Source organism: Qipengyuania gelatinilytica, assembly GCF_019711315.1.
Taxonomy (GTDB): domain Bacteria; phylum Pseudomonadota; class Alphaproteobacteria; order Sphingomonadales; family Sphingomonadaceae; genus Qipengyuania; species Qipengyuania gelatinilytica.
Map to the genome: position 1 here is coordinate 2,540,977 of NZ_CP081294.1, position 24,863 is coordinate 2,565,839.

Consider the following 24,863-nt stretch of genomic DNA (forward strand, 5'->3'; position numbering starts at 1 on the left):
TCATAAGTAAATTTCGATTTGAGACCAATCTATAGAATACTCTCATGTCCTTCTCGATTGTAAAAAAACGACAATAATGCGGAACCTAAGTGTTTGTACGTAGTATTTTTACTTAGAGAATTTATTGTGAGTAGTGTATTCGAATCAATATGGAACACAAAGAAAAACTTCACATCGTGGACGGTTCTAGTCGTTCTCGGGCCGAACAGGCTAGGTTTGGTTTCGACCATGGCTATCATTGTGAAGTCTACGCGGACGCGGATGAGTTGGTTCATGCCGCTCCTTCAACGGGCATAGTTCTGGCCAGGGATGGCTGTGAATTTGGTTCGGTCGCCGCGGTCATCGAAAAGCTGAACGCGAACGGGTATTGGTTACCTGTCGTTGCAACAGGGACTGATCCAAATCCCAAACAAGTCGTGGCCGCAATCAAGAAGGGCGCGCTCGATTTCCTGCGCCTACCCCTCAAGTCGTCTCGCCTTACCCGCATGGTCGAGGAAATCCGACAAGAGGCCGCAGCCTATGGCGAATCCATGCGCAGGATGGCTCAGGCAAGGGTTTGCCTTGCACGCCTCTCTCCGCGGGAACGAGAAATTCTCGAACTCGTGGTTGCTGGTGAAAGCAACAAGGAGATCGCCCAAGAACTCGAGATCAGCCCGCGCACGGTCGAGGTTCACCGGTCTAGCATGATGAGCAAGCTCGGAGCGCACCGAGCGGCTGAAGTCGTACGTCTGAGGCTTGAAGCTCGGCTCGGGCCTACCGAGCTGCTGAAAGCCGGCTAGTACCTTTCCTGTCTATCTGCAGAAACTGCCGCTCCCCAGTTCAAGGTGCAGGTGGTCGTGGTGAGCTGCGTTGTAATCCGGCCCGAGCACCGTGCCGAAGCGCTTGCAGGCGCTGCGATGGATGACTCTTAGGAACTCGCGTTCTTCCCGCGAAGCATTCCAACCTGCTTTCACGCTGATCCTGCGCCCGTCCTCCAGCACGAAGGCGCCGACATCGATGGCCTCCGCGCGCGAGTGGGCGGACAGGCGACCGGTTCCTGCAACATTGCGGCAGGAATAGCTGCCCATGGTCTCGATCCGGGCGAGAGGGCTGCCGAATATCTGCCGCGCTGCCCGGTCCACACCATATCGGGCCCAACCGGCAAAGGAATTGGCAAGCGGGCAGGCGACCGCTCCAAGGTTGGTGACCTGCAGTTCGCCAAGGTCCCCGCCGACGCGGTCGAGCTGGACCGAGTTCACCGTGCTGCAGCCTGCGCCGTAAAACCGGTCGGGCAGGGGCGCGAACGAGGCTCCGCTCGATCCCAGTTCGGCAAGGCAGGTGCGCGCTTCGGGCTTTTCCCACGAAGGATCGGCCACCCGTTCGACCGGACGCGTGGTGGCCGAAGACCGTTCTTCCGGGCTGCCGACGCAACCGGCAAGAGCAAGGGCCATAACGGAGCTAATGGCAATCGAACCGCGCATGGTCAGGACCTTACCAGCGATTTGCTGAATATCGCGCTACTTGCTAGGGGCAATCTTGTGGGAAAGCCTATTCGGGCGCGGCAATTTGCTGCCACAGCTCGATCTTCACGCCGTTGGGGTCGAGCAGCCAGGCAAACTTGCCATACCCCTCGTCCACGCTGCCGAGCACGTCCACGCCTTTGGCCTTGAGCTGCGCGACGAACCCATCGAGATCGTCGACCCGCAGGTTGATCATGAAGCCGCCCTTGCCGGGCTTGATGTACTCGTCATCCTTGAAGTGGCTGATCAGCGAATAGGGCTGGTCACCGGTCTCCTCCGACCAGTTCAGCTGCGGGCCGTATTCCCCGTCGATACCCAACGTGTCACGATACCAGGCCCGCGTGGCGGCGGGATCTTCCGCCACATAGAAAACGCCGCCGAGCCCGGTAATCTTCGCCATGCCTATGCCTCCTGCGCCACTCCTGCCGGTGCCGTCGCCTTGCTGACCAGCCAGATTGCGACCCAAGCCGCGATGAAGCCGGGGACGATTTCATACAGGCCCGCGTCCATTCCAGGAAGCCGGCTGTTCCAGCCGAGCGCAATCCATGCAGCGACGGTGCCTGCTCCCGTCACGAGGCCTGCGACCGCCCCCGCACCCGTCATCTTGTCCCAGGTCAGCGAGAGGATGATCAGCGGCCCGAAGGCAGCGCCGAAGCCTGCCCATGCGTGGGAAACGAGGCCAAGGACCTCGCTATCCGGATCGCTTGCAATCGCGATCGCGGCAAGCGCGACCAGAGCCGTGCAGATGCGGCCCATGTTCACGCTCTCGCGCTCGCTCGCTTCCTTACGGAAGAACAGCTTGTAGAAATCCTCGGTCAGCGAGCTGGCTGCGACCAGCAGCTGCGAACTGATAGTCGACATGATCGCCGCCAGCAGCGCGGCGAGAAGGAAACCGGTGATGAGCGGGTGGAAGAGCAAGTTGGCAAGGACGATGAAGATCGTCTCCGGATTGTCGATTACGAGGCCATTGCGCTCGACATAGGCGCGGCCTGCAATGCCGATACCGATCGAACCGATCAGCGCGACTCCCATCCATGTCATGCCGATGTTGCGCGCGGTCTTGACCTTCTCGACCGTATCGATGGCCATGAAGCGGACGATGATGTGCGGCTGGCCGAAATAGCCCAAGCCCCAGGTAACGGCACTGATGAAGCCGAGCAGCGTCAGGCCCTGGGTCAGGCTCAGGAAGCCCTCGACCGGCACATCGCTGAGCGAACCGCCGCCTTCACCGCCTGCGCCGAACATCACGACCAGCGGCATCAGGACGAGCGCGACGACCATGATGCAGCCCTGCACGAAGTCCGTGAGGCTCACGGCAAGGAAGCCGCCGACCATTGTGTATGCAAGGACGACCAGCGCGGTGATCCAGATACCCGTCATGTAATCGCTCATGCCCCAATCGGGCAGGATTCCGGCAAAGCTGGTCTCGAACAGCAATCCGCCACCAACGAGGCCGGCCGCAGTATAGACTGCGAAGAACACGACCACGATGAGTGCCGAGACGACGCGCAGCGCGACAGCCTTGTCGGGAAAGCGATTGGCGAGGAATTCGGGAATTGTCAGCGAGTTGCCGCGCTCCTCGGTCTGCTGCCTGAGGCGCGGTGCGACGACGACCCAGTTGACGAAGGCGCCAATGAACAGGCCGATGCCAATCCATGCCTCTACGAGACCGGCTGCATAGAGCGCGCCGGGCAGGCCGAGCAGCAGCCAGCCGCTCATGTCCGAGGCGCCGGCGGAAAGTGCAGCCACTGCCGGTGGCAGGTTCCGGCCGGCAAGGAGGTAGCCCTCGCTGGTATCGGTCGAGCGTTTCCAGGCCCAGAGGCCGATGGCGATCATGGCCACGAAATAGAGGCCGAGCGAAATCAGTGTTCCAGTCTGCATGGGCGGGCTGGTAACAAATGCAACCGGTGCTGGCTACCGTGAGCCCGGAGCGATGCCCGGAGCGATGCAAGGCGAGGGGGCTGCCCTTTTGCTGCGTTCGTGTATTGGCGGCGTAATGCCTATGACGCTTATCACCCTGCTAATGGCCTTCGCATTCTGCGCGGTGCATCTTTTCGTCGGACAATTGCGCTTCCTCGACCGCAATCCGCGAAGCCGCTGGCTGTCCTTCGCCGGTGGTGTCGCGGTGGGTTACGTGTTCCTGCATATCCTTCCCGAACTCGCTGCGCATTCCAAGACCTTCGAAAAGGCTACGGGCTTCGATGCAACCTTGGCGGAAGAGCTGGTCTACGCGCTAGCGCTCGCGGGACTTGCCTTGTTCTATGGCCTGGAGCGTTCGCTCGCGATTTCCCGGGACCGGCGAATGGCGACCGAGGGCCGAGACCGCCCGCATCACCCGGTCTTCTGGCTACATATCGGGGCGAGCGCGCTGCTGGTCCTGCTCATCGCTTACTTGCTGAACCACCGCGAGGATCCGACCCCGGCAGGGCTGGCTCTCTATTTTGCGGCGATGATGCTGCACTTCGTGACGGCTGATTTCGGTACAAGGTCGGACCATCCGGAGATCTACGATGCGCGCGGGCGATGGGTGCTTGCAGCAGCGACGCTGGGCGGCTGGTTGCTGGGCATCCTGGTCGAGCTGCCTGAACTGGTTATCGGCTGCCTCTTCGCTTTCGTCGGCGGCGGCATAGTCCTGCTGGTGCTCAAGGAAGAGCTTCCGGAAGACCGCAAGAGCTTCTTCTTTCCGTTCCTGGCCGGTGCCCTTCTCTATGCCGCGCTGGTTTTAGGCGAAACCTATCTCGCAGTATGAGCGGAACGTGGAGGTTGTGTCGGCGTAGGTTATGACGTGACCAGATACGCTATCCTTCTCGCTTCCGTTCTCGCCCTTTCAGCCTGCTCGCAAGCTGCGGACGAATCTTTGGAAGAGCCTGACGCACAACCGACGTCAGCCACGCCTTCTGACGCTGCTCAAGAGCCGTCACAGCAGCCCGAAAGCGCCTTGAACTCCGAAGAAGAACAGGCAGTCGCCAACGCTGCCACGCAGGACACCATCCCTGCGCGCTTCCACGGCAAATGGGCAGATAACGCGGAAGCCTGCGCCATCCGTGGCCACCAGCAATATCGCATCGGCGCGGACGAGGTCGGCTTCTTCGAATCGCGCGGCATCGTCCAGAGCGTGCGCGTCGACGGCAATTACGCGGCCGCCACATTGAGCGAACAATATGGCGACGCGCCGCCTGCCGTCTACGTGTTCTACATGGCGCGCGAAGGCGATGACGCGATGCGCCTTCGCTACGACAAGAACGACCGGTTCAGTGTGGTGCGCTGCCCCGAGGAATAGTCCTCAGGACTGAGCGGCACGCTTGGCGCGCTTGCGCTCGTGCGGGTCGAGGATGGCCTTGCGCAGGCGGATGTTTTCCGGCGTCACTTCGACCATCTCGTCATCGTCGATATAGGCGATGGCCTGTTCCAGCGTCATCACGCGCGGCGGGGTGAGGCGGATGGCGTCGTCCTTGCCGGTCGAACGGAAGTTCGTCAGCTGCTTCGACTTCATCGGGTTCACTTCGAGATCGTCGGGCTTGGCGTTCTCGCCGATGATCATGCCTTCGTAGATCTTCGCGCCGCCGCTGATGAACAGCTCGCCGCGGTCTTCCAGTGCGTTGAGCGCATAGGGGACAGCTTCACCCGGGACCATCGAGATCAGGACGCCGTTCTGGCGGCCTTCGATGGGGCCGCGATAGGTGTCATACTTCTCGAACAGGCGGTTCATGATGCCCGTGCCGCGCGTGTCGGACAGGAATTCGCCGTGGTAGCCGATCAGGCCGCGCGACGGAGCGGAGAAAGTGATGCGGGTCTTGCCCTGGCCCGAGGGGCGCATTTCGGTGAGCTCGGCCTTGCGGCGCTGCATCTTCTCTACGACCGTGCCGGAGTGTTCGTCGTCGACGTCGATGACGACCGTCTCGAACGGCTCCATGCGCTGGCCGTTTTCTTCACGGAACAGCACGCGCGGGCGGCTGATGCCGAGCTCGAAGCCTTCGCGGCGCATCGTTTCGATGAGCACGCCCAGCTGGAGTTCGCCGCGGCCTGCAACCTCGAAGCTGTCCTTGTCGGAGCTTTCGGTGATGCGGATGGCGACGTTGGTTTCCGCTTCGCGATAGAGGCGGTCGCGGATCATGCGGCTCGTGACCTTGCTGCCTTCGCGGCCGGCCAGCGGGCTGTCGTTGACCGAGAACTGCATGGCGAGCGTCGGCGGATCGATCGGCTGCGCTTCGATCGGCGTCTTCACGCTCGGATCGGCGAGGGTGTTCGAAACGGTCGCCTTTTCAAGGCCTGCAAGCGCGATGATGTCGCCTGCTACAGCGCTTTCTACCGGTACGCGGTCGAGACCGTCGAACGACATCAGCTTGGTTGCGCGGCCGACTTCGATGACCTTGCCATCAGCGTCGAGAGCGTGGATCGGATCGTTGAGGTTGATCTTGCCCGACTGCACGCGGCCGGTGAGCACGCGGCCCATGAAGTTGTCGCGGTCGAGCAGGGTAGCAAGGAAGCTGAACGGTGCTTCGGTGTCGAGGCCGGGGGCCGGGACATGCTCGGTGATCAGCTTGAACAGCGGTTCGAGGTCGCCCGAACGTGCGTTTTCGTCTTCGCTGGCATAGCCATCGCGGCCCGAGGCCCAGAGCGACGGGAAGTCGAGCTGTTCATCGGTCGCGTCGAGCGATGCGAAGAGATCGAAGACTTCGTCGAGCACTTCTTGCGGACGCGCGTCGCTGCGGTCGATCTTGTTGACGACAACGATCGGGCGCAGGCCAAGGCCCAGCGCCTTGCCGGTGACGAACTTGGTCTGCGGCATCGGTCCTTCGGCGGAATCGACCAGCAAGATGACGCCGTCGACCATGCTCAGGATACGCTCGACCTCGGCGCCGAAGTCGGCGTGGCCCGGGGTGTCGACGATGTTGATGCGCACGCCGTCCTTTTCGACGCTGGTGCACTTGGCGAGAATGGTGATGCCACGCTCTTTTTCGAGGTCGTTGCTATCCATCGCACGTTCTTCGACGCGCTGATTCTCGCGGAAAGTGCCGGACTGGCGGAAGAGCTGGTCGACGAGGGTGGTCTTGCCATGGTCGACGTGGGCGATGATCGCCACGTTGCGAAGGTCGCGGGACATAATATGTGCTTTCGTAAGGATGCCGTAGCGGCGCGTGATTCCGGCGCAGCCAATTCGTGCGCGCCCCTAGCCGAAATGGTGCAATGCGGCAAGCATCACGGAGTGTGACTCGAAAGGCACACTGCATGGTGTCTTGCATAGGTATGCCGCTTCGCCCTTGTTGGACGGCCCGCTGGCGAATAACTCACCGTCACTGCGTGATTTTGGGGAATGCGCAGCAACCCCAACGCAAGTTTCTGTGAGAGGAAGCCATTACATGAATTTCAAGAATACGAGCCTTCGTGCTGTCCTGCTGACCGGTGCCGCCGCCTTTGCGCTGCCCACCGCTGCCTATGCACAGGACCAAGACAAGGACAAGGACAAGGACAAGGCTCAGGCCCAGGCTCAGGCCTCTGTCGCCGATACGGCTGAAGAGCAGGCCGAGAGCCCCGATCCCAATGTCATCATCGTCACCGCGACCAAGCGTGCCAAGACGCTCCAAGAAGTTCCTGTCGCCGTCAGCGTGACCACCGCCGAAACCATCGAGCGCGCACAGATCCGCGACCTCAAGGACCTACAGACGCAGGTTCCCTCGCTTCGCGTGAACCAGCTGCAGAGCTCGGCCAACACCAACTTCCTGATCCGTGGCTTCGGCAACGGTGCCAATAACGCCGGTATCGAACCGTCGGTCGGCGTGTTCGTGGACGGCGTCTATCGCAGCCGTACCGCATCGCAGATCACCGATCTTCCCGATGTCCAGCGCATCGAAGTCCTGCGCGGCCCGCAGTCGACCCTGTTCGGCAAGAACGCCAGCGCCGGCGTGATCTCGATCGTCACCAAGGAACCGGAATTCGAATTCGGCGGCCTCGCCGAAGTTTCCTACGGCAATTACAACTCGATCGTCGGCAAGGGTCTCGTCACCGGCCCGATCAGCGATTCGATCGCATTCAGCCTCGCCGGCGGCATCAACAAGCGCGACGGCTACCTTGAAGACCAGGGCACGGGCAACGACGTCAACAACCGTGACCGCTGGTTCGGTCGTGGCCAGCTGCTGTTCGATGCCGGTGGCCCGCTCACGGTTCGCCTCATCGCAGACTACGACAAGGTCGACGAAAATTGCTGCGGCGTCGTGAACCTGCAGCAGAGCGCCGCGACCGGTGCAATCTTCGCCCTCGGCGGCGCGGTCAACGACCCGGCCGACCGTTTCGAAGACGAAGTCTACACCAATTTCGATTCCTCGAACGACATCGAGAACAAGGGTATCTCGGGCCAGATCGACTACGAACTGGGCGCCTTCACCCTGACCTCGATCACTGCCTATCGCGAAAGCGACCTGATCACCGACCAGGATTCGGACTTCACGACCGCCGACCTGATCGGCCGCAACTTCGCCGATGTCGGCATCGACACCTTCACGCAGGAACTCCGCATTTCGGGTGAAATCGGCGACCGTCTCAGCGTGCTGCTCGGCGGTTACTACTTCGATGAGAGCATCGACCAGTCGAACGAGATCCTCTTCGGCCAGGACTTCCGCGAATATGCCAACATCCTGATCGGCGGCCCGATCACCAGTCCGCCGAACGATTTTGCGGTGCAGTCGATCGAGGGCACGCTCTCCGCGCTGAACGGCCAGGACTACACGGGCCAGTTCTTCGCTGCGGGACAGGGCCTGATCGAAGCCTACACGCTCAAGAACGAAGCACTTTCGATCTTCGGCCAGCTCGACTTCGAGGTCACCGACGGTCTCGTCCTGACGCTCGGTGCAAACTACACCGACGACAGCAAGGAAATCACGACCAACGTCAACTCGACGGACGTGTTCTCGGGCATCGACCTGATTTCCTCGGGCCAGACGGCGATCTTCTCGACCCTGCTCGGCACCGCTGGTGTCAACCCGGCGGACCCCGCACAGGTCGCGGCTTTCGCAGGTGCCAACCCGGCCCTGTTCGCGCAGTTCCAGGCAATTGCCGCCTATAACGCGACGCTGTCGCCCGACGCGGCCCTGATCGATCCGAACCCGCTCAATGTCGGCGGCAACCCGTTCATTCCGCTGCAGGGGCTGCAGTTCCTGCCGCCCTTCCTCAACGTTCCCAACGTGGTCGAAGACGGCAAGACCAACGACGACGACTGGAGCTGGACAGCGCGCCTCGCCTACGACATTTCGCCGACGCTCAACATCTATGCGAGCTACGCGACGGGCTTCAAGGCAAGCAGCTTCAACCTGTCGCGCGACAGCCGTCCTCTGCAGAGCGACCTTGCGGCCATCCAGGCTGCCGGCATTGCGCCGGTGAACCTGAGCACGGGTTCGCGCTTCGCTGGTCCGGAAGAAACCGAAGTGATCGAGCTGGGCCTCAAGGGCCAGTGGGATTACGCTGCGGGTAACCTGACCATCTTCCGCCAAAAGATCGACGGCTTCCAGTCGAACATCTTCACCGGCACCGGCTTCGCGCTGGCCAATGCAGGTCTGCAGGAAACCTTCGGTATCGAGTTCGACGGCAACGTCCGCCCGACCGACTGGCTGACCCTGAACGCTGCCTTCACCTACCTCGACCCCGAATATGTCGAGTTCCCCAACAGTTCGATCGGTGACCTTTCGGGTCGTCCGGTTGCAGGGATCTCGCAGTACGCGATGTCGATCGGCGGCCAGATCAACAAGGAAGTTAATTCCGCTGGCGACCGCGTGATCTTCAACACCAACTTCTACTACGAAGCTCCGGTGCAGGTGGCAGACGGTCTTCCCGGCTTCTTCGACGGTGTGAACCAGGAAACGGCCTTCGCTGCCGCCCGTCCGTTCCGCCGCGAAGTGAACGAACTTTCGGCCAGCCTGACCTATGCCTTCGACATGGGTCTCGAAGTCTCGGTCTGGGGCCGCAACCTGCTCGACGATCGCTACATCACGACGATCTTCGACTCGGTCGCACAGACCTTCTCGATCTCGGGCTACACGAACCAGCCGCGCACCTACGGCGCTGCGGTCAAGTTCAAATTCTGATCGCGACAGCGAACTGATCGGAAAAACGGGGAAGGGGGCTTTCGGGCCCCCTTTTCTGTGCCCGCCGACCGTTTAAGAACGTGCGGCAGCAGGAGCGCATGATTTGACCAACTGGCTAATCAGCCCAGTCAAGCGGATGACCGATTTCAAGGGTCGTTCGCGGCGCCGGGAATTCTGGATTTTCTCACTGGCGCTGATTGCGTTCTGGGTGGCGTTCTTCCTTGCCGCTGACGCGCTGTTTCCGCTGCCCGAAGGGGTGCCGGGCGAAACCCCGATAGAAGATGCTCCACCGATCAGCGAAGGCGCGAACAGGATGGTGGTGTGGGTCGGACTGCCGCTGTTCCTGTTCTTCGGCTGGGCTCATCTCGCCCTGTCGATCAGGCGCCTGCATGATACCGGACGCTCGGGCTGGTGGTATCTCGTGATCTTCATCCCGTGGCTCGGGACGATCTGGTTGCTGGTCTGGTTCCTTCAGGACAGCCAGCCCTTCGACACGATCTTCGGACCCGATCCCAAGGGCCGCGTCGAAGTGCCGCCAAAGCCGGATCGAGAGTTCGATTACGTGCCGCTGCCCGCTGCTCCGGTCAGGCGAGACTAAAGCGCGCGCAGGGCCTGTGCAGGCTTCGCGCGTAGCAGCGGCAGCGAACCGCCGATGGCGAAGGCAAGGACCACGAACAGGCCGAGGCCGAGCACGGTGAAGACTTCCATCCAGTCGGGCAGCCAGTCGAACTCGAACAGCTGCGTCACGACCAGCCAAGCGGTGAGCGTGCCGAGGCCCAGCGCGACGATAGCCAGCGAGCCCGCGAGAAGGGCGTATTCCGCCAGCTGCATCTTGAGCACCTGCCCGCGATCAGCGCCGAGGACGCGCAGCACCACCGTGTCATAGGTGCGAGAAGCGCGGGCGGCTGCAATCGCGCCAAGCAACACGGCAAGTCCTGCAAGGACCGCGACGCTGGCCGCAGCGAGCGTCGCCAGCCCGACCTGCTCGATGATCGTGCGCGCCTGCTGGAGCACACCACCGACCTCGATGACCGAGGTCGACTGGAAATTGCGGACGAGCGCCTGAAGGAGCGGGCCGGTAGGCGTGCCTTCCGTCAGTTCGATCGTGGCAGCAAGGTTGTGCGGCGTGTCGCGCAGAGCATTGGGGCTGAGCACGAAGACGTAGTTGAAGCCCATGCTTTCCCAGTCGATCGTGCGCGTGCTGGCGATGCGGGCCTCAATCTCTGCGCCAAGGACGCCGAAGACCAGCTTGTCGCCCACTTCTAGGCCGGCGGCGGAGGCGAAATCATCCTCCACGCTGACGAGGTATTCGCCTTCATGCATGGGTCCCCACCATTCGCCGTCGACCAGCTCGTCGCCCTCGGGAAGGGTGTCGGCATAGGTCAGGCCGCGTTCGCCCCGCAGCGCCCATGCGCCATCGGGGATTTCCTCCAGGCTGGCGGTACGGGTCAGCTCGCCTTCGGGGCCGAATGCGAGAACCGACCCGCGAAGTGCGGCGACCGTGGTCACCTGCGCACCGGCATCGGTTTCCGCCACGAGATCGCGGAACTCGCCCTCGCGGTCGCGGGGGACGTCGAGCACGAAATAGTCGGGCGCGCGTTCAGGAACGCGCTTCTCGATATTGCCGTCGATCGAACTCTGGATGGCGGCAAGCAACACGAAGGCGGCAAGGCCGAAGCCGAGCGCGGTCACCAGCGCGCCCGTGCTCGAACCGGGCCGATGGATATTGGCAATCGCCGCGCGTGCGATCGGGCTTTTCGGGCGGGGGAGCGAAGCCGCCGTCTTGCGGATGGCCCAGCCGAGCAGCGCGAGCAGACCGAAAACGACGGCGGCACCGGCGAGGAAGCCCCCAGCCAGCATCGGGCGGCTCGAAGTAATCAGCGCAAGTCCCACGATTGCGGAGAGCCCGAGCAGGACCACGCCGATGGCGGCCCTGTCGCGGACGAGCGGCGCGACGCGCGCGCGCATCAGGGCCATGGCGGGGAAATTGCGCGCTCTCATCAGCGGTGGCGCGGCGAAAACGAGCGCGACCAGCAGGCCATATGCTGCCGCGAGCAGCAGCGCCGCCGGATCGAGCACGAAGCCCGCATTGACAGGCAGGAGACCTTCCAGCGCCTGCGCCAGGATCGGCACGACCGCGACGCCGACGGCGAGGCCGGCGATACTGCCGACCGCCGCTGCAGCGAATATCTGCAACGCGTAGATGCGCGCGATGTCCTTGGAGGTCGCACCGAGGATCTTGAGTGTCGCCACCGATTGTCGCCGCGCATCGAGATAGGACGAAACGCCGCCGCCGATACCGATGCCTGCAATGACCAGTGCTGCGAGACCCACGAGGGTCAGGAATTCGCTCATCCGTTCGACGAAGCGGTCGGTGCCCGGTGCTGCGCGTTGCGCCGTGTCGATGTCGAAACCGGCTTCGGGGAAGCGGTTCTCGAGGTCTTCCTCGATCTCTTCGAGGTTGCGCGGTGTGGAAAGCGCGACGCGGGTCTTGCTCTGGTACATTGCGCCCGGAGCAAGCAGGCCCGCACGTTCGGGTAAGTCTTCGGCAACGATGATCGTCGGGCCCAGCTGGAAGCCTTCGCCAAGCCGGTCGGGCTCGTCCTCGATGATCCCTGCGACCGTCAGCGTTTCGGTGCCGATGGCGATGCTGTCTCCGGTGCCGATGTCCAGCCGGTCGGCCGCGCCGGGGGCGATATAGGCCTCGTTGCCGCTCGGGGCGGGGGCCTCGCCCCGGCCTTCCAGCATCAGTGTGCCGTAGAGCGGGTAGGCGGCGTCGACGGCCTTGAGTTCGATGGGCGCGGCGACATCATCCTTGCGCGCCATCGCCTGCATCCGCGTGCCGGCCGAAACCGTGCCGAGTTCCTCGAGCGCCCCGCGCTCTTCCTCGTTCAGCGAGCGCTGCCACAACTCGATCTGCACATCCCCGCCGAGGAAGGCCTGGCCGTTGGCGGCAAGCTCACGCTCGATCGCCGCTGTCAGCGAGCCGATGGCAGCCAGTGCCGCCGTGCCGAGGAAAATGCATACGAGGAGGAGGCGCAGCCCCTTGAAGCGCGCGTTGAGGTCGCGCCGCGCGATGCGCCAGGCGGTGCCCCAGCTCATGCCGCGGCGGTCGCGCTGGCAGTGTCGCTTGCGATCTTGCCGTCACCCAGTGTCAGCACGCGCCCGCAATGGTCGGCCAGCTCTGGATCGTGGGTGATGACCAGCAGCGTGGCGCCGGTTTCTGCGCGTCGGTTGAACAGCAGCTCGACGATTTCGTGACCGGTCGCGGCATCAAGGTTGCCGGTCGGTTCGTCGGCAAAGATCAGGTCGGGACGCGGCGCAATGGCGCGGGCAATTGCGACGCGCTGCTGTTCGCCGCCGGAAAGCTGCTGCGGATAATGGTCGAGCCGGTGGCCGAGGCCCACGGCCTCCAGTTCGGCCTTCGCCCGTTCCTGCGCGTCGGTTTCGCCCGCCAGTTCCATCGGTGTCGCAACGTTTTCGAGCGCGGTCATGGTCGGCAGGAGGTGGAATGCCTGCAGCACGATGCCGATCCGGCCCCTGCGCGCACGGGCAAGGGCGTCTTCGTCCATCGTGGCGAAATTGGCCCCGGCCACGCTCAGCGTACCGGAAGTGGCACGCTCCAGCCCGGACAGGACCGCCATGAGCGAGCTCTTGCCCGATCCGGACGGGCCGAGCAGGGCGACGGTCTCGCCCTTGCCGATGGTGAGGTCGAGCCCTTTCAGGATTTCCACCGGTGCTTCGGTAGAGCCGAGGGTGAGGCGCAGATCGCGCGCGCAAATCGCATCTTGAGAAGTCGTCACGCGGCTGCGATGGCAGATGGACCACCGCCGCACAAGGAAGCTCGCCGATGCGCCTTAGTAGTTTGTCGATACCTCTTTTCGCCCTGACACTGGCCGCTTGCGGCAGCGAGGTCGACGAAGCTCCGCCGCAGGCCGAAGCTGCGGCAGCCAGCGAGGCGCCGGAAGAGATCGTCGTCGAAGGCGAAGAGCGCCGCATTGTCGCCTTCGGAGACAGCCTTTTCGCCGGATATAATCTGGCAGAACACGAGGGTTATCCCGAGCGGCTGCAGCGTGCCCTCAGGCAGGCGGGCATCAATGCCACCGTGGTTGATGCCGGCGTTTCGGGCGACACCAGCTCCGGCGGGCTGGAGCGGATCGGCTTCCTTCTCGACCAGCAGCCGGTAAAGCCGGACTTGTTCATCCTGGAACTGGGCGGCAACGACATGCTGCGCGGTATCCAGCCCGCAGCTACCCGTTCGAATTTCGAAGGCATGCTGGCCGAATTGCAGAGCCGTGACATTCCGGTCCTGCTGATGGGAATGCGCACGCCGCCGAACTACGGGCCGGAATACCAGCAGCAGTTCGACGCGCTCTATGGCGATCTCGCGCGCGAATATGGCGCGCAGCTGGTGCCCTTCTGGCTGGAAAGTATCTACCAGTCGCCCGAGCTGTTCCAGTCGGACAGGATCCATCCCACGGCAGAGGGTATCGATCTTTTGGTCGCCGATACGGTAGACGATGTGCAGGCGGCCCTGCCGGACGCAGGCTAGACCCGCTCGACGCTTCCGCCCGTCACGCGCCAGACTGCCGCTTCGCTAGAGATGCTGTCGAAGGGGGGCAGCTCGGTCCCCGTCATCCAGACCTGTGCGCCGCTGGCCGCAAGCTGGTCGAACAGCGCAGCGCGGCGGACCGGATCGAGATGTGCGGCGACCTCGTCGAGCAGCAGGACGCCGGCGCGCCCCTGTGCCGCGAGCGCCGCGTGAGCGAGCGTGATGGCGACCAGCATGGCCTTCTGTTCACCGGTCGAGCTCTGGGCGGCAGGCACGCGCTTGGCTGCGTGAACCACTTCCAGCTCGTCGCGGTGCGGGCCCGAGAGGGTGCGCTGCGCTGCCCGGTCCCTCGCGCGCCCGTCGAACAAGGCCTGCGACAAGGCTTCGGCACTGTCGGTTCCTCCCGGCGCATAGGTCAGGGCGGGGCGGGCGAAAGGCTCGCTCGGCATATGGGCGATGCGGCTCATCAGAGTATCGACCAGCATCGCGCGTCCCGCGATCAGCTTTCCGCCATGCTCGACCATCTGCGCCTCGATCGCGTCGAGCCAGGCGCTTTCGGGCGCGCGGTCGTCTGTCAGCAGGCGGTTCCTCTCGCGCAGCGCGGCTTCATAGCGTGACGCATAGGCGGCATGCGCGGGATCGAGCGCCAGCGCCATGCGGTCCATGAACCTGCGCCGGTCGGCAGCAGGGCCGGTGAAGAGGCCGTCCATTGCCGGGGTCAGCCATGTCAGCGCGAGCCATTCGCCCAGAGCAGTCGCGCTGTTTTCTGCGCCATTGATGCGTACGCGCCGGCGCGCCGGGTGATCGCTTTCGGTATAAGTGCCGAGCCGGATCGCCTCGCCGTCGTCCTGCCTGAGGTCCGCGCCGATGGCGAAGCCGGTGTCCGCATCATGCTGGACCATATCGGCCAGCGCAGCCCGCCTCAGTCCGCGCCCGGGTGCCAGCAGCGAGAGCGCCTCGAGCACATTGGTCTTTCCCGCGCCGTTCTCCCCCACAAGCAGGTTGAACCGCGAGGTGCCCGCCAGTTCGGTGACCTCGTGATTGCGGAAACGGGTGAGGGAAATGCGGTCGAGCATGGGGTCTGCAAGCCCTAGCGCGGGGCTCTGCTCCCCGCCACCGGAAAGCGAAATCCAAAAGTTGGGAATTTTCGCCAACCTTTCGGTTTCATTAACGGAAGGCGGGCTCGCCATTCAGTTAAGAATGGCTGAATTCCGACGTTTTTCGATTTTGGCACGGGGGTTGCAATGCTTGGGGTGTCCACCGGATGGTCCGGTGAACAGCCAAGATAATTCAGGGATACAGACAAATGTTCGCTTTCGACGCTTCCAACAACAAGGCCCTCGCATCGGTCTTCGCCTTCGCTGCCTCGGCCATCATGATGGCAATGGCAATCGTCCCCGCCAGCCCGGCCGGCCTCATCGCCTGAGCCTGCAGCACCCACTCATAACACTATAGGAAAAGGATCTATGTTCGACCTCGAAAAATATGGCAGCAAGCTTTTCGCAGCCGCCTTCTCGCTCACCCTCTCGGCAGCTTTCTTCGCAGCCGCTATCGTCCCCGCATCGCCCAATGGAGTGCTGGCATGACCAACCTGAAATTCCGCGATGACAATGCCGTCAGCCCGAGCAAGACTTTCCGGCTCGACCGCACCAACGGCAAGCTGATGGGCGTATGCTCCGGCATCGGCCGCTACTTCGGGATCGACACCACGCTGGTTCGCGTCGGCTTCGTCCTGGGTACGCTGCTCGGCTTCGGCAGCTTCATCCTCATCTACCTGGCGATCGGACTGATCGCAGACTGAGTTCGATCCTTCCGCAACATCCCGGACAAACGGTCCGGGATCGGGCGAGAAGGGTCGGACCTCGCATTGGCAGGCGCGAAGCCCGCCAATCCTCACATGGCCGAGATACCGCCGTCGAGCTTCAGCTCCGCACCGGTCATGAACTTGCTCTCGTCACTGGCGAGATAAACCACCGCATTTGCGATATCGTCCGGTTCGCCGACCTTCTTGAGCGGGATCTGACGGGCAAGCTTTTCCATCAGCACATCCTTGTCGATATTGTGATTGATCGCCGTCCCGTCGAGGATCGGCGTATCGACGAAGGTCGGGTGTACAGAGTTGCAGCGGATATCCATGCGGTTCTTCGCACAGTGCAGCGCGATCGATTTCGACAGCATCCACACCGCGGCCTTGCTGGCATTATAGGCGGGCATCGTGTCGCTGGCGATCAGGCCGGCGATGCTCGAGATGTTGATGATCGAGCCGGGCGCATGTTCGCGCATCAGCGGCAGGGCTTTCTGGCAACCGTGGAAGATTGAATCGACATTGACCGAAAAGCAGCGTTGCCAGTCCTCGAACTTGCAGGTCTCGATATTGCCGCCGACACCGATCCCGGCATTGTTGACCAGCACGTTGAGACCGCCCAATTCCCTTTCGGCGACATCGACCACGCGTTCCCATGCATCGGGATCGGTCACGTCGTGCTGGACGCCGACCGCGTGACCGGCACCCATTTCCTCGACGATGCGGGCAGCTGTCGCCTCGGCGCCGTCCCCGTTGATATCGGTACACAGGACCTTGGCGCCTTCTTCGGCCAGCCTGCGGGCATGGGCCGCGCCCAGTCCCTGTGCCGCACCCGTAACCAGTGCCAGCTTACCCTTGCAGCGTCCGCTTGCCTTGGCTGCCATCGTCACTCTCCCTCGATAAATCCTTGTCCCAGGAGCGTGAGCATACGCACGTCGATGCCGCAACCTTCTTGGCGCTTGGCGGCGATAAATTCGGTCAGGTCCGAGCGCGCGACGCGGTGCACGGTGATGTTTTCGCCTTCGACCCCGCCGCCTTCGCCGACCTTGGTCAGACCGCGTGCGCGTACGAAGGTGAAGCTTTCGCTGACCATTCCGGGCGAGGAATAGAAGGTGCCAAGGTTCTCGAGAGTGGAGGCGCGGTAGCCCGTTTCCTCCTCGAGCTCGCGGCCGGCGGCGGCAAGTGGATCCTCGTCCTCTGCGCCGTCATCATCTCCGATCAGGCCTGCCGGCAGCTCGAGGCAGGTGATCTCCAGCGGCACCCGGTATTGTTCGACGAGAAGGACGTGATCCTCCTCATCTACCGCGAGGATGACGGCAGCGCGAATGCCGCGGCTGCGCGAGACATATTCCCAGCGCCCGCGTTTCTTGGCTGTGACGAACTTGCCCTGCCAGACGATTTCCTCCGGCGCGTCGTGGTCAGCAATACTCATGGGATCAAACCTCGATCAGTCGGTCGGGCAATTCGTTCTGGTCGTCGGCATCGCGCGGGAAATGCTCGGCAAGGACGATGCCGACATCGCGCACGCCCGCAGCGAGGCCTTCCGCTACGCATCCCTTGGAAACCTCGGCCAGCATGTCGACCATGGCCTCGCCCCAGACTTCCGCCGGGACCTGCGTAGCGATGGCATCGTCGGCGACGATTTCGGCGCGGTGTTCGCGCATGGAAAGGTAGAGCAGTACGCCGGTGCGCCCGTGGGTGCGGCGTTCCGCGCCGACCTTGAAATGCCTGATCGCCGCATCGCGCACGCGCTGTGCGGTAACGGGCGAGGGGATCATGCGGAACTTGAGCGGCTGCCAGAGCTGCACGGCGAGCGCCAGCAGCAGCGCGCCGAGCCCGGCGCCCAGCACGAGAGTGAGTACCTGCCCGCGCGTCCATTCGCTGGACCATCCGCCCATGAGGCCATCGATCCAGTCGAGGACAGGCTGCGGGAAGGCGGCGAGCAGGCTCATCACGGTAAAGCTGATGCCGAGCGCCCACCACAGGGCGACATCGGTATACCCGTCCGACCTGTCGGCTAGCACGGTGACGATCTCGCCGCTCGTCTGCTGTTCGGCAGCGGCGACCGCTTCGGTCACGATCCGGTGCTGCTTTTCGTCCAGATATCCCATTTACCAGCCCCCCGAGGCGCCGCCGCCCCCAAAACTTCCGCCGCCGCCGGAAAAGCCTCCGCCACCGCCGAAGCCGCCTCCGCCGAAACCGCCTCCGCCGCCCCAGCCGCCGCCGCGATCGTCGAAGCCGCGGGCGATTGCCTTGCCCGCTTCCCAAAGGATGATGTCGCGAGCCGTATCGCCCCACGGGCCGCGGCGATAGCGACGCCGCCGGCGTCCGCCGCCGCGCAGGATCGGCAGGATGAAGAAGAAGAATATGAAGGCGAACCAGATCATGCCGCCAAGCGGGAAGCCACCCGAGCTTTCGCGTTTTTCGGTCGTGCGCTCGGCATTCTGCGCGATCTGCGCGGCCTCTTCGGGAGGGAGTTCGAGCTGCTTGATGATTTCATCCGCGCCCCAGCTGATGCCGCCGGAGAAATCGCCGTCGCGGAAATAGGGCTTCATGCCTTCGACATATTCGAAGGCGAGACCGTCGGGAATGATGCCCTCCAGCCCATAGCCGACCTCCACGCGCATCTGCCGCTCGTTGGGTGCCACAAGCAGGATGATGCCATCATCGTTTTCCGCATCGCCCAGCTGCCAATAGCGGCCCAGCTGGTATCCGTATTCGGCAATGTCATAGCCCTGCAGGCTATCCACTGTCGCAATCACGAATTGGCGCTGGTTACGCTCCTCGAACTCGTCGAGCTTGCGGGTCAGCTCCGCCTCGGTGGCATCGTCGATGATATTCGCCTGGTCGAGCACCGGCGCGGTCCCGCGCTCGGGAAAGCTCGGCTGGGCGGCGGCAGGTACGGCGAGGCCGAACGCTACCGCCACGATCACCAGGAGGTGTCTCAGTCTATCCATGAACGCGCTACCCGCGCAGATCAGTTGCCATCGCTACGCATGTCGAGTTCGGGAGCCACTTCCGCACCTTCCGACACCGCTTCGTAGGGCACCAGCGGCTCTGCACCGTGGATGATGTTGGCGCCGATCGTTTCGGGGAAGGTACGAATGCGGGTGTTATAGTCGCGGACCGCTTCGTTATAGTCGCGGATGGCGACCGCGATGCGGTTTTCCGTTCCTTCGAGCTGGGTCATGAAACGGCCGAAGTTTTCCTGGCTGCGCAGTTCGGGATAGCGTTCGACCGAGACGAGCAGGCGGCTCAGCGCACCACCGAGATTGCTCTGCGCCTGCTGGTATTCCTGCATCTTGGATGCATCGGTCAGGTCGTCGCCATCAAGCTTGATCTCCGGACGTGTTGCCGAAGCGCGCGCCTGGATCACTTCGTTCAGCGTCTGTCGTTCCTGTTCGGCAGAGGACATGACGATCTGTTCGAGGTTCGGGATCAGGTTCGCACGGCGCTGGAACTGGGCCTCGACATCGGCCCAGCGGGCCTTGGCGGTTTCTTCTGCCGCGGGCACCGAATTGATGCCGCAGGCGGAAAGGGCGAGGGCGAAAGCCCCCAGCATTGCGGTGCGAAAGGCGATGATACGGTTCATGTCGGCATTCCCCTTGAAAACTGTCTTAGCGAGATAGGACGCTTGCCTGTTGCTTTCAAGCGAGGCGCACTTGAGGGCACAGGTTTGTCATGTCAGTAATGCATCACCGACAAACGGGTTGCTGGAGGGACTGCTGATGCTGAAAGATTTCAAGGAATTCATCGCCAAGGGTAATGTCATCGACCTCGCGGTCGCCGTGATCATTGCCAGTGCCTTCGGGGTGATCGTTTCCTCGCTGACCGACGAGATCATCATGCCGATCGTGGGCACGATCTTCGGCGGCGCCGATTTCTCGAATTATTTCGTCCTCTTGAGCACGCCCGAAGGCTATGAAGGCTCGCTGACGGACTATGCCGCGCTCAAGGAAGCGGGCGCTGCGATGATCGGCTACGGCGCCTTCATCACCGCGATCGTCAATTTCGTGATCCTGGCCTTCATCATCTTCCTGCTGGTGCGGTACGCCAAGAAAGTGATGGCGGAATTCGAGGAGAAGAAAGAGGAAGCGGCACCGGTCGGTCCGACCGAGCTCGACCTGCTCAAGGAAATCCGCGACGAACTTCGCGCCGCGCGTCCCGATTACGCGCCCGACAAGGGCCCGATGGGCTGACGGATTGCCCCTCTTACCAGCGGTAGAGGGGTACACTTCACATTAAGCGATTGATCGCTATATGGAGCTTGCCGGTTTCGACCGGATATGGCGATAAATTGCGCTGTGTAATAGGTACAACGGACCCGGGGGCAGTACCCGGCGGCTCCACCATAACCCGCGGTAATGCCGCGGTTTTTGACGGGGCCGAACTAGGATCGACGTGTGCTGAAAGACAGTGTTTTCGCCCGGGCTGAGTAACCCGTAAAACTGTTCACAACACACAAGTGCCAACGATAACGAAGCACTCGCTCTCGCAGCGTAATCTGACGGGCTAACGCCCTGATCTTACAAAGCTAAAGCGCGGTTGGACCCACCGGGCAACAGAAGCGGATTCCGGGGCTCCGGGGGTAGCTAGCAACAGAAACCCCCACCTTCTCGAATATTCCGCATTTCGGACCACGATTGGGTGGTAGACGGACATTGTCCTATCCGAGGAACCCTGCTTAAAAGCAGTGATGGGTCGTCTCAGTAAGCGCTATGCGAAGGTTACAGGCCTAGCCGATAATCCTACATACAAGACGAGGGCAATCGCAGCTGCCGCAGCTTCGACCGGAGCGTTTGCGATGACCTTTGTTCTTCTGGCAATTTATTTGGAAGCTGGAACCGCGAGCTTGTGGTTTTGCGCACTCGGAGCTGGTCTTGCTGCCGGTTACGCCGCAGCGACTACCCGCTGGGCCCTAGGTGCCACATACGGTGTAATTGCCGTAATTTGGGTTTTGCTCGAAGGATTGGCGGCAGTCTTTGGCGCCGTAGCAACCGCACTCAGCTGAACGTCCAAAATCAGGTCGTTACCTGACGTTAGCGGTCGATTTCTCCAGCCTCGGCCTCTTCGGCCTTCGCGGCCTCCTGCTCGTACCGGATCGCATCGAGGATCTTCGCCCCGCCGAGGAACACTGCGCCTGCGGTCGCGGCCATCAGGAGATATCCGCCGAAGCCGGGATACTGGAGCGTGTAGTTCGCGCCGCGAGTCATTGCGCCAAGGGCAAGGGCGTAGATGATCAGATACGCTTCGAAGCGCGTCTTGATCACGAACAGCCTTTTGACCTTCTTCCACATGGGTGGCGCAAACTCCTTTCTTAACCTCTGCAACTGCAATGAGCGTGCCAGTGACACGTTCCTGCCGAGTCGCGTGGTTAATCCAGGGACGAGTGTAAAAACCCTCGACGAAGAGTCGAGTTGGTTAACTTTTAAGCACCCGATTTAGGCGAGGGTGTCCAAGGATAGGACAGTCAGCAAAGCCTCGCGTGCTTCGATCACGCGGACGGCCAATTCCTCGCTGCCGAGGTCCCTGGGATCGATGGTTTCGGGCCACATCTGGGCAACGACCGCTTCGATCCGGTCGGCCTTGGCCTCGTCCAGCATGAAGCGCTGGTCGACGGTTGTGGGATCGGCGACGACGCGCAGGCGCAGGCAGGCAGGGCCTCCGCCATTGGCCATCGACTGCTTCACATCGACCGGAATGACCTTGCGGATCGGGCCGTTGCTGGCGAGCATGCTCTCGCAATATGCCCAGACGCTCGCGCTTTCCTGGCATTCGCTCGGCACCACCAGCGCCATCTCGCCGCCCGGCAGGGTGAGGAGCTGGGCGTTGAACAGATAAGTGCGGATCGCTTCTTCCAGGCTTACCGCGCTTTCCGGCACCTCGACGACTTCGAGTGCGGGGAATGCCTCGCGGATCGCCTCGTAGGCGCCCTGCTGGTCGGCAAAGGCGCGTTCGTGGGTGAAGAGCACGCGCTCGTTTGCCACCGAAACGACGTCGTTGTGGAACGCGCCTGCCTCGATCGCTTCGGGGTTCTGTTCGATAAACACGCACTTCGCCGGATCGAGGCCGTGGAGGCGCGCGATGGCGCGACTGGCCTGCTCATGCTGGCGCGCCGGGAACTTGCCACCCTGACGGCCCCACACGAAGACTTCCACGCCCTGCGCGCCGTGGCCTTCGCAGAACCGCATGTGGTTTGCAGCGCCCTCGTCACCGAAAGCGGGGAGGACGGCGTCGTGGATGGTGAAGTGCTCTTCGTCGCCGAAAGCGATGGCGAGCTGTGCCTGCGTATCCTGCCATTCCTGCGCGCGGTGCGGCATGGTGACGAGATTGGCAGGAGTCAGGTGGCAGCGTCCGTCGGCCGTATCGGGGGCGGGGCTGACGGTGGCGGCATTGGCGGTCCACATGCTCGATGCCGACCATGCAGCGGCAAGCAACTGGCGCGGCGCGGTCTCGTCGATAGCAAGGCCGCGGATGAGATCGCCGTTGGGGCGCGGGAGGGGCAGCAGGAACCCCTGCGCAAGGCCGAGCGCCATGTTCGAACGCATCTTGGCGATACCCTGACGCGCGGCGGCACGCGGATAGGAAAGGTCGCCCTTGTGGCTGGCGCTGGCGATATTGCCGAGGCTGAGTCCGGCGTAATTGTGGCTGGGGCCGACGATTCCGTCGAAATTGATCTCGACGAGACTCATCGCGCCACGCTCCAGACGGTATCGCCGACGCCTACTTCGAGCGCCTGCGCGCTGATCTCGTCGATCGCCACCGTATCGTCATCACCGAATTCGCGCATGCCATAGGCGGACTTGAATGTATCCAGCGTACCCGTGGCGATCAGCGCGCGCTCGCCGATATCGAGGTCGATGGCGGAAATCCTTGCCGGACGCGCTTCAGCGACGCTTTTAACCTGGTCGGTGCGCGCGGTCATCGTCGGGCCGCCGTCGAAGATGTCGACATAGCCTTCGGCGGCAAAGCCTTCGTTCTCCAGCATCCGCATTGCCGCGCGTCCGGTCGGGTGCGGGACGCCGATCACCTTCTTGGCCTCATCGTCGAGCATGGCGACATAGACCGGGTGCTTGGGCATCAGGTCGGCAATGAACTGGTTGCCGTTGATTGCGTTGAAATAGTCCGCTTCCTGGAAGGTCATGCCGAAGAACCGACCCGCGACACCGTCCCAGAAGGGCGAACCGCCGCGGTCGTCGATCACGCCGCGCAGTTCGGCGAGGATGCGGTCGGCGAAGCGGCTGCGGTGCATGGCGATGAAGAGATAACGGCTACGGGCCAGCAACAGGCCGAGCCCGCCCGCGCGCTCACCCGGGTGGAGGAAGAGTCCGCCGACTTCCGAAGACCCCTCAAGGTCGGTGACGAGGCTGAGCAGTTCGGCCCGCACGGTGCGGTCAAGTTCCTGGCTATGTTGCGTCAGTGTGTTGAGGCGGTAGCTATAGAACGGCCACTGCTGGCCGACCTGGGTGAACAGCTGGCAGGTGCCGCGGACCTGGCCGGTCTCGGTATTCTCCAGCACCAGCGTGAAGACATCATCGCCCAGCGTGTCTTCGGTGCGCGAGAAAGCTGCCTCGGCGCGTTCGAGCTTCTTGGTCAGCGCATTCTTGTCTGCCGGCAGGTTCGTGAAACCGCCCCCGGTCAGCTTGGCCATCTCGTAAAGGTGTTCGAGATCGGAAATATGCGCAGCGCGCAGGCGGAAGGTCACAGATGGTCTCCGGTGGATAGCTTCGTGAGGACCAGCGCGCTCAAGGCGGCGCGTTCCCGCAGCGAAGGGACAATCATGAATTCGTCGGGTGAGTGGATGGCGCCGCCGCGCACGCCCATGGTGTCGACCACGGGGACGCCGGTAGCAGCGATGTTGTTGCCGTCACATACGCCGCCGGTCGATTTCCAGCCGATCTGCTGGCCGAGCTCTGCACCGCATGCCTTGACGAGGTCGAACAGGCGCTGGGCCTTGTCGTCGACCGGCTTGGGCGGACGGGTGACGCCGCCGTGGCGGTGGATGCCGACTTCGTGTTCGCTCTCGATCATCTTGAGGATCGCATCGAGTTCGCCGTCGAAGCGGTTCATCGCATCGGTCGATTTGGGCCGGATGTTGAAGCGCAGGATCGCAAGATCGGGCACGACATTGTTGGCCGCCCCGCCTTCGATCTTGGCAGGGTTCACCGTGATGTCGTCTGCCTCGAGCGCCTTGATCCGCAGCACGAGATCGCTGGCTGCGACGATCGCGTTGCGGCCTTCGTGCGGATTGCGGCCCGCATGGGCGCTACGGCCGGTGATGGTGATCGAGTAATTGCCCGTCCCCCCGCGTGCGTGGGCAAGCGTGCCGTCGGGCAGGGCCGAAGGTTCGTAGGTGAGGGCGGCATATTTGCCGCGCGCCAGTTCCTCGATCAGGCCGCGGCTGGCGAGGCTGCCGGTTTCCTCGTCCGAATTGATCATCACGTCGTAACCGACGCGGGCAGAACCCTCGATAGTCTCGAACAGCTTGAGGGCGTGGAGGATGACGTCGAGGCCGCCCTTCATGTCCGCGGTGCCGGGGCCATTGATGACCTCGTCATCGAGCCACTTCACCTCCTGGAAGGGATGATCCACCGGGAAGACCGTATCCATATGGCCGGTCAGCACGAAGCGGCGCTCCGCCTCGGGGCGCACGCGCAGGACCATGTGCTGGCCGTGCGGCTTTTCGAATTCGCGTCCCTCTGCCGAAATGGCCGTCACGGTGGCCGGGTCGACCAGCTCGACGTCGCCGGGCAGGGCGGAGAATTCATCGGCAAGGACACTCGCCATTGTCTTGAGTCCGTCGATATTGGCGGTGCCGGTATTGATCGCTGCCCAGTCCTGCACTTCGCGCAGCATCGTATCTGCATCGATCGCGTCGAGGAGGGCTTGCGCAGGCGTATCCGGTTTCATCGGCAACTTCCTTAGACATGCCG

26 protein-coding genes and 1 other RNA gene are annotated in these 24,863 nt (G+C 62.8%); 11 read left to right on the plus strand and 16 right to left on the minus strand.

Annotated features, from left to right (window positions below; genetic code table 11):
* The first annotated feature begins 149 nt into the window (after positions 1–149).
* The gene (locus K3136_RS12545) at positions 150–779 is read left to right on the plus strand and encodes a response regulator transcription factor (RefSeq protein ID WP_221430636.1); all 630 of its coding nucleotides are present in this window, start codon (positions 150–152) and stop codon (positions 777–779) included.
* A 12-nt stretch (positions 780–791) separates the two neighbouring features.
* On the opposite strand, the gene K3136_RS12550 is transcribed toward K3136_RS12545, so the two are convergent.
* The 3 genes from K3136_RS12550 to putP all read right to left on the minus strand — a co-directional run bounded on the left by K3136_RS12550 (position 792) and on the right by putP (position 3,380).
* Complete coding sequence (locus K3136_RS12550) at positions 792–1,430, minus strand: extensin family protein (protein ID WP_247711356.1); 639 nt, start codon at positions 1,428–1,430, stop codon at positions 792–794.
* A 97-nt stretch (positions 1,431–1,527) separates the two neighbouring features.
* The gene (locus K3136_RS12555) at positions 1,528–1,899 is read right to left on the minus strand and encodes a VOC family protein (protein WP_221430638.1); all 372 of its coding nucleotides are present in this window, start codon (positions 1,897–1,899) and stop codon (positions 1,528–1,530) included.
* A gap of 2 nt (positions 1,900–1,901) precedes the next feature.
* The gene (putP, locus tag K3136_RS12560; protein WP_221430639.1) at positions 1,902–3,380 is read right to left on the minus strand and encodes a sodium/proline symporter PutP; all 1,479 of its coding nucleotides are present in this window, start codon (positions 3,378–3,380) and stop codon (positions 1,902–1,904) included.
* A gap of 121 nt (positions 3,381–3,501) precedes the next feature.
* On the opposite strand from putP, the gene K3136_RS12565 reads away from it, so the two are divergent.
* Together K3136_RS12565 and K3136_RS12570 are read left to right on the plus strand one after the other, a co-directional pair.
* Positions 3,502–4,248, plus strand: coding sequence for a hypothetical protein (locus tag K3136_RS12565; RefSeq protein WP_247711357.1), 747 nt, complete (start codon positions 3,502–3,504; stop codon positions 4,246–4,248).
* A 189-nt stretch (positions 4,249–4,437) separates the two neighbouring features.
* Positions 4,438–4,779 (plus strand): hypothetical protein, encoded by a 342-nt coding sequence (locus K3136_RS12570; protein WP_221430641.1) that lies wholly within the window; start codon positions 4,438–4,440, stop codon positions 4,777–4,779.
* Positions 4,780–4,782: 3 nt separating this feature from the next.
* Here the strand turns inward: K3136_RS12570 and typA are convergent, their stop codons facing one another.
* Positions 4,783–6,603: a translational GTPase TypA gene (gene typA, locus K3136_RS12575; protein ID WP_221430642.1), complete on the minus strand. Its 1,821-nt coding sequence runs from the start codon at positions 6,601–6,603 to the stop codon at positions 4,783–4,785.
* Between the two features lie 256 nt (positions 6,604–6,859).
* On the opposite strand from typA, the gene K3136_RS12580 reads away from it, so the two are divergent.
* Both K3136_RS12580 and K3136_RS12585 read left to right on the plus strand, forming a co-directional pair.
* Entirely contained in the window at positions 6,860–9,574 is a 2,715-nt protein-coding gene (locus K3136_RS12580) for a TonB-dependent receptor (RefSeq protein ID WP_221430643.1), read from the plus strand.
* Between the two features lie 136 nt (positions 9,575–9,710).
* Positions 9,711–10,172 (plus strand): DUF805 domain-containing protein, encoded by a 462-nt coding sequence (locus tag K3136_RS12585; RefSeq protein ID WP_221430644.1) that lies wholly within the window; start codon positions 9,711–9,713, stop codon positions 10,170–10,172.
* Here K3136_RS12585 and K3136_RS12590 read toward each other — a convergent pair.
* Together K3136_RS12590 and K3136_RS12595 are read right to left on the minus strand one after the other, a co-directional pair.
* Positions 10,169–12,676: an ABC transporter permease gene (locus K3136_RS12590; protein ID WP_221430645.1), complete on the minus strand. Its 2,508-nt coding sequence runs from the start codon at positions 12,674–12,676 to the stop codon at positions 10,169–10,171. The genes K3136_RS12585 and K3136_RS12590 overlap by 4 nt on opposite strands.
* Positions 12,673–13,377: an ABC transporter ATP-binding protein gene (locus K3136_RS12595; protein WP_221430646.1), complete on the minus strand. Its 705-nt coding sequence runs from the start codon at positions 13,375–13,377 to the stop codon at positions 12,673–12,675. The genes K3136_RS12590 and K3136_RS12595 overlap by 4 nt, the downstream gene beginning before the upstream one ends.
* A 62-nt stretch (positions 13,378–13,439) precedes the next feature.
* Here K3136_RS12595 and K3136_RS12600 point away from each other — a divergent pair, with 62 nt between their 5' ends.
* Entirely contained in the window at positions 13,440–14,126 is a 687-nt protein-coding gene (locus tag K3136_RS12600; RefSeq protein WP_247711358.1) for an arylesterase, read from the plus strand.
* Here the strand turns inward: K3136_RS12600 and recF are convergent.
* Complete coding sequence (recF, locus tag K3136_RS12605; RefSeq protein ID WP_221430648.1) at positions 14,123–15,202, minus strand: DNA replication/repair protein RecF; 1,080 nt, start codon at positions 15,200–15,202, stop codon at positions 14,123–14,125. The two genes, K3136_RS12600 and recF, sit on opposite strands and share 4 nt — an antisense overlap.
* Positions 15,203–15,432: 230 nt before the next feature.
* Here recF and K3136_RS12610 point away from each other — a divergent pair, with 230 nt between their 5' ends.
* Genes K3136_RS12610 through K3136_RS12620 form a run of 3 tightly spaced genes read left to right on the plus strand, consistent with a single transcriptional unit; the run spans position 15,433 to position 15,927 of the window.
* Complete coding sequence (locus K3136_RS12610) at positions 15,433–15,552, plus strand: recombination protein F (RefSeq protein WP_221430649.1); 120 nt, start codon at positions 15,433–15,435, stop codon at positions 15,550–15,552.
* Positions 15,553–15,592: 40 nt separating this feature from the next.
* On the plus strand, positions 15,593–15,712 hold the full coding sequence (locus K3136_RS12615; protein WP_221430650.1) for a recombination protein F: 120 nt from the start codon (positions 15,593–15,595) through the stop codon (positions 15,710–15,712).
* On the plus strand, positions 15,709–15,927 hold the full coding sequence (locus tag K3136_RS12620) for a PspC domain-containing protein (protein WP_221430651.1): 219 nt from the start codon (positions 15,709–15,711) through the stop codon (positions 15,925–15,927). The genes K3136_RS12615 and K3136_RS12620 overlap by 4 nt, the downstream gene beginning before the upstream one ends.
* Positions 15,928–16,019: 92 nt before the next feature.
* On the opposite strand, the gene K3136_RS12625 is transcribed toward K3136_RS12620, so the two are convergent.
* The 5 genes from K3136_RS12625 to K3136_RS12645 are packed head-to-tail and all read right to left on the minus strand — an operon-like array spanning position 16,020 to position 19,522.
* Positions 16,020–16,814: an SDR family oxidoreductase gene (locus K3136_RS12625; RefSeq protein WP_221430652.1), complete on the minus strand. Its 795-nt coding sequence runs from the start codon at positions 16,812–16,814 to the stop codon at positions 16,020–16,022.
* 2 nt (positions 16,815–16,816) lie between these two features.
* Positions 16,817–17,362 (minus strand): NUDIX hydrolase, encoded by a 546-nt coding sequence (locus tag K3136_RS12630; RefSeq protein ID WP_221430653.1) that lies wholly within the window; start codon positions 17,360–17,362, stop codon positions 16,817–16,819.
* A gap of 4 nt (positions 17,363–17,366) precedes the next feature.
* A complete protein-coding gene (locus tag K3136_RS12635; protein ID WP_221430654.1) occupies positions 17,367–18,041 on the minus strand; it encodes a TPM domain-containing protein in 675 nt (224 codons plus the stop codon).
* Positions 18,042–18,887, minus strand: a complete 846-nt coding sequence (locus tag K3136_RS12640; RefSeq protein ID WP_221430655.1) for a TPM domain-containing protein — start codon at positions 18,885–18,887, stop codon at positions 18,042–18,044.
* Positions 18,888–18,907: 20 nt separating this feature from the next.
* On the minus strand, positions 18,908–19,522 hold the full coding sequence (locus tag K3136_RS12645) for a LemA family protein (RefSeq protein WP_221430656.1): 615 nt from the start codon (positions 19,520–19,522) through the stop codon (positions 18,908–18,910).
* A 136-nt stretch (positions 19,523–19,658) separates the two neighbouring features.
* Between K3136_RS12645 and mscL the strand changes: the two genes are divergently transcribed.
* Together mscL and ssrA are read left to right on the plus strand one after the other, a co-directional pair.
* Positions 19,659–20,129, plus strand: coding sequence for a large conductance mechanosensitive channel protein MscL (gene mscL / locus K3136_RS12650; RefSeq protein ID WP_221430657.1), 471 nt, complete (start codon positions 19,659–19,661; stop codon positions 20,127–20,129).
* A 32-nt stretch (positions 20,130–20,161) separates the two neighbouring features.
* Positions 20,162–20,506, plus strand: a transfer-messenger RNA (tmRNA) gene (ssrA, locus tag K3136_RS12655).
* A 463-nt stretch (positions 20,507–20,969) separates the two neighbouring features.
* On the opposite strand, the gene K3136_RS12660 is transcribed toward ssrA, so the two are convergent.
* The 4 genes from K3136_RS12660 to K3136_RS12675 all read right to left on the minus strand — a co-directional run bounded on the left by K3136_RS12660 (position 20,970) and on the right by K3136_RS12675 (position 24,840).
* Positions 20,970–21,227 (minus strand): hypothetical protein, encoded by a 258-nt coding sequence (locus tag K3136_RS12660; protein WP_221430658.1) that lies wholly within the window; start codon positions 21,225–21,227, stop codon positions 20,970–20,972.
* Between the two features lie 144 nt (positions 21,228–21,371).
* The gene (locus tag K3136_RS12665) at positions 21,372–22,622 is read right to left on the minus strand and encodes an N-succinylarginine dihydrolase (protein ID WP_221430659.1); all 1,251 of its coding nucleotides are present in this window, start codon (positions 22,620–22,622) and stop codon (positions 21,372–21,374) included.
* The gene (locus K3136_RS12670) at positions 22,619–23,635 is read right to left on the minus strand and encodes an arginine N-succinyltransferase (protein ID WP_221430660.1); all 1,017 of its coding nucleotides are present in this window, start codon (positions 23,633–23,635) and stop codon (positions 22,619–22,621) included. The genes K3136_RS12665 and K3136_RS12670 overlap by 4 nt, the downstream gene beginning before the upstream one ends.
* The gene (locus K3136_RS12675) at positions 23,632–24,840 is read right to left on the minus strand and encodes a hydrolase (RefSeq protein WP_221430661.1); all 1,209 of its coding nucleotides are present in this window, start codon (positions 24,838–24,840) and stop codon (positions 23,632–23,634) included. The genes K3136_RS12670 and K3136_RS12675 overlap by 4 nt, the downstream gene beginning before the upstream one ends.
* Positions 24,841–24,863: the final 23 nt, after the last annotated feature.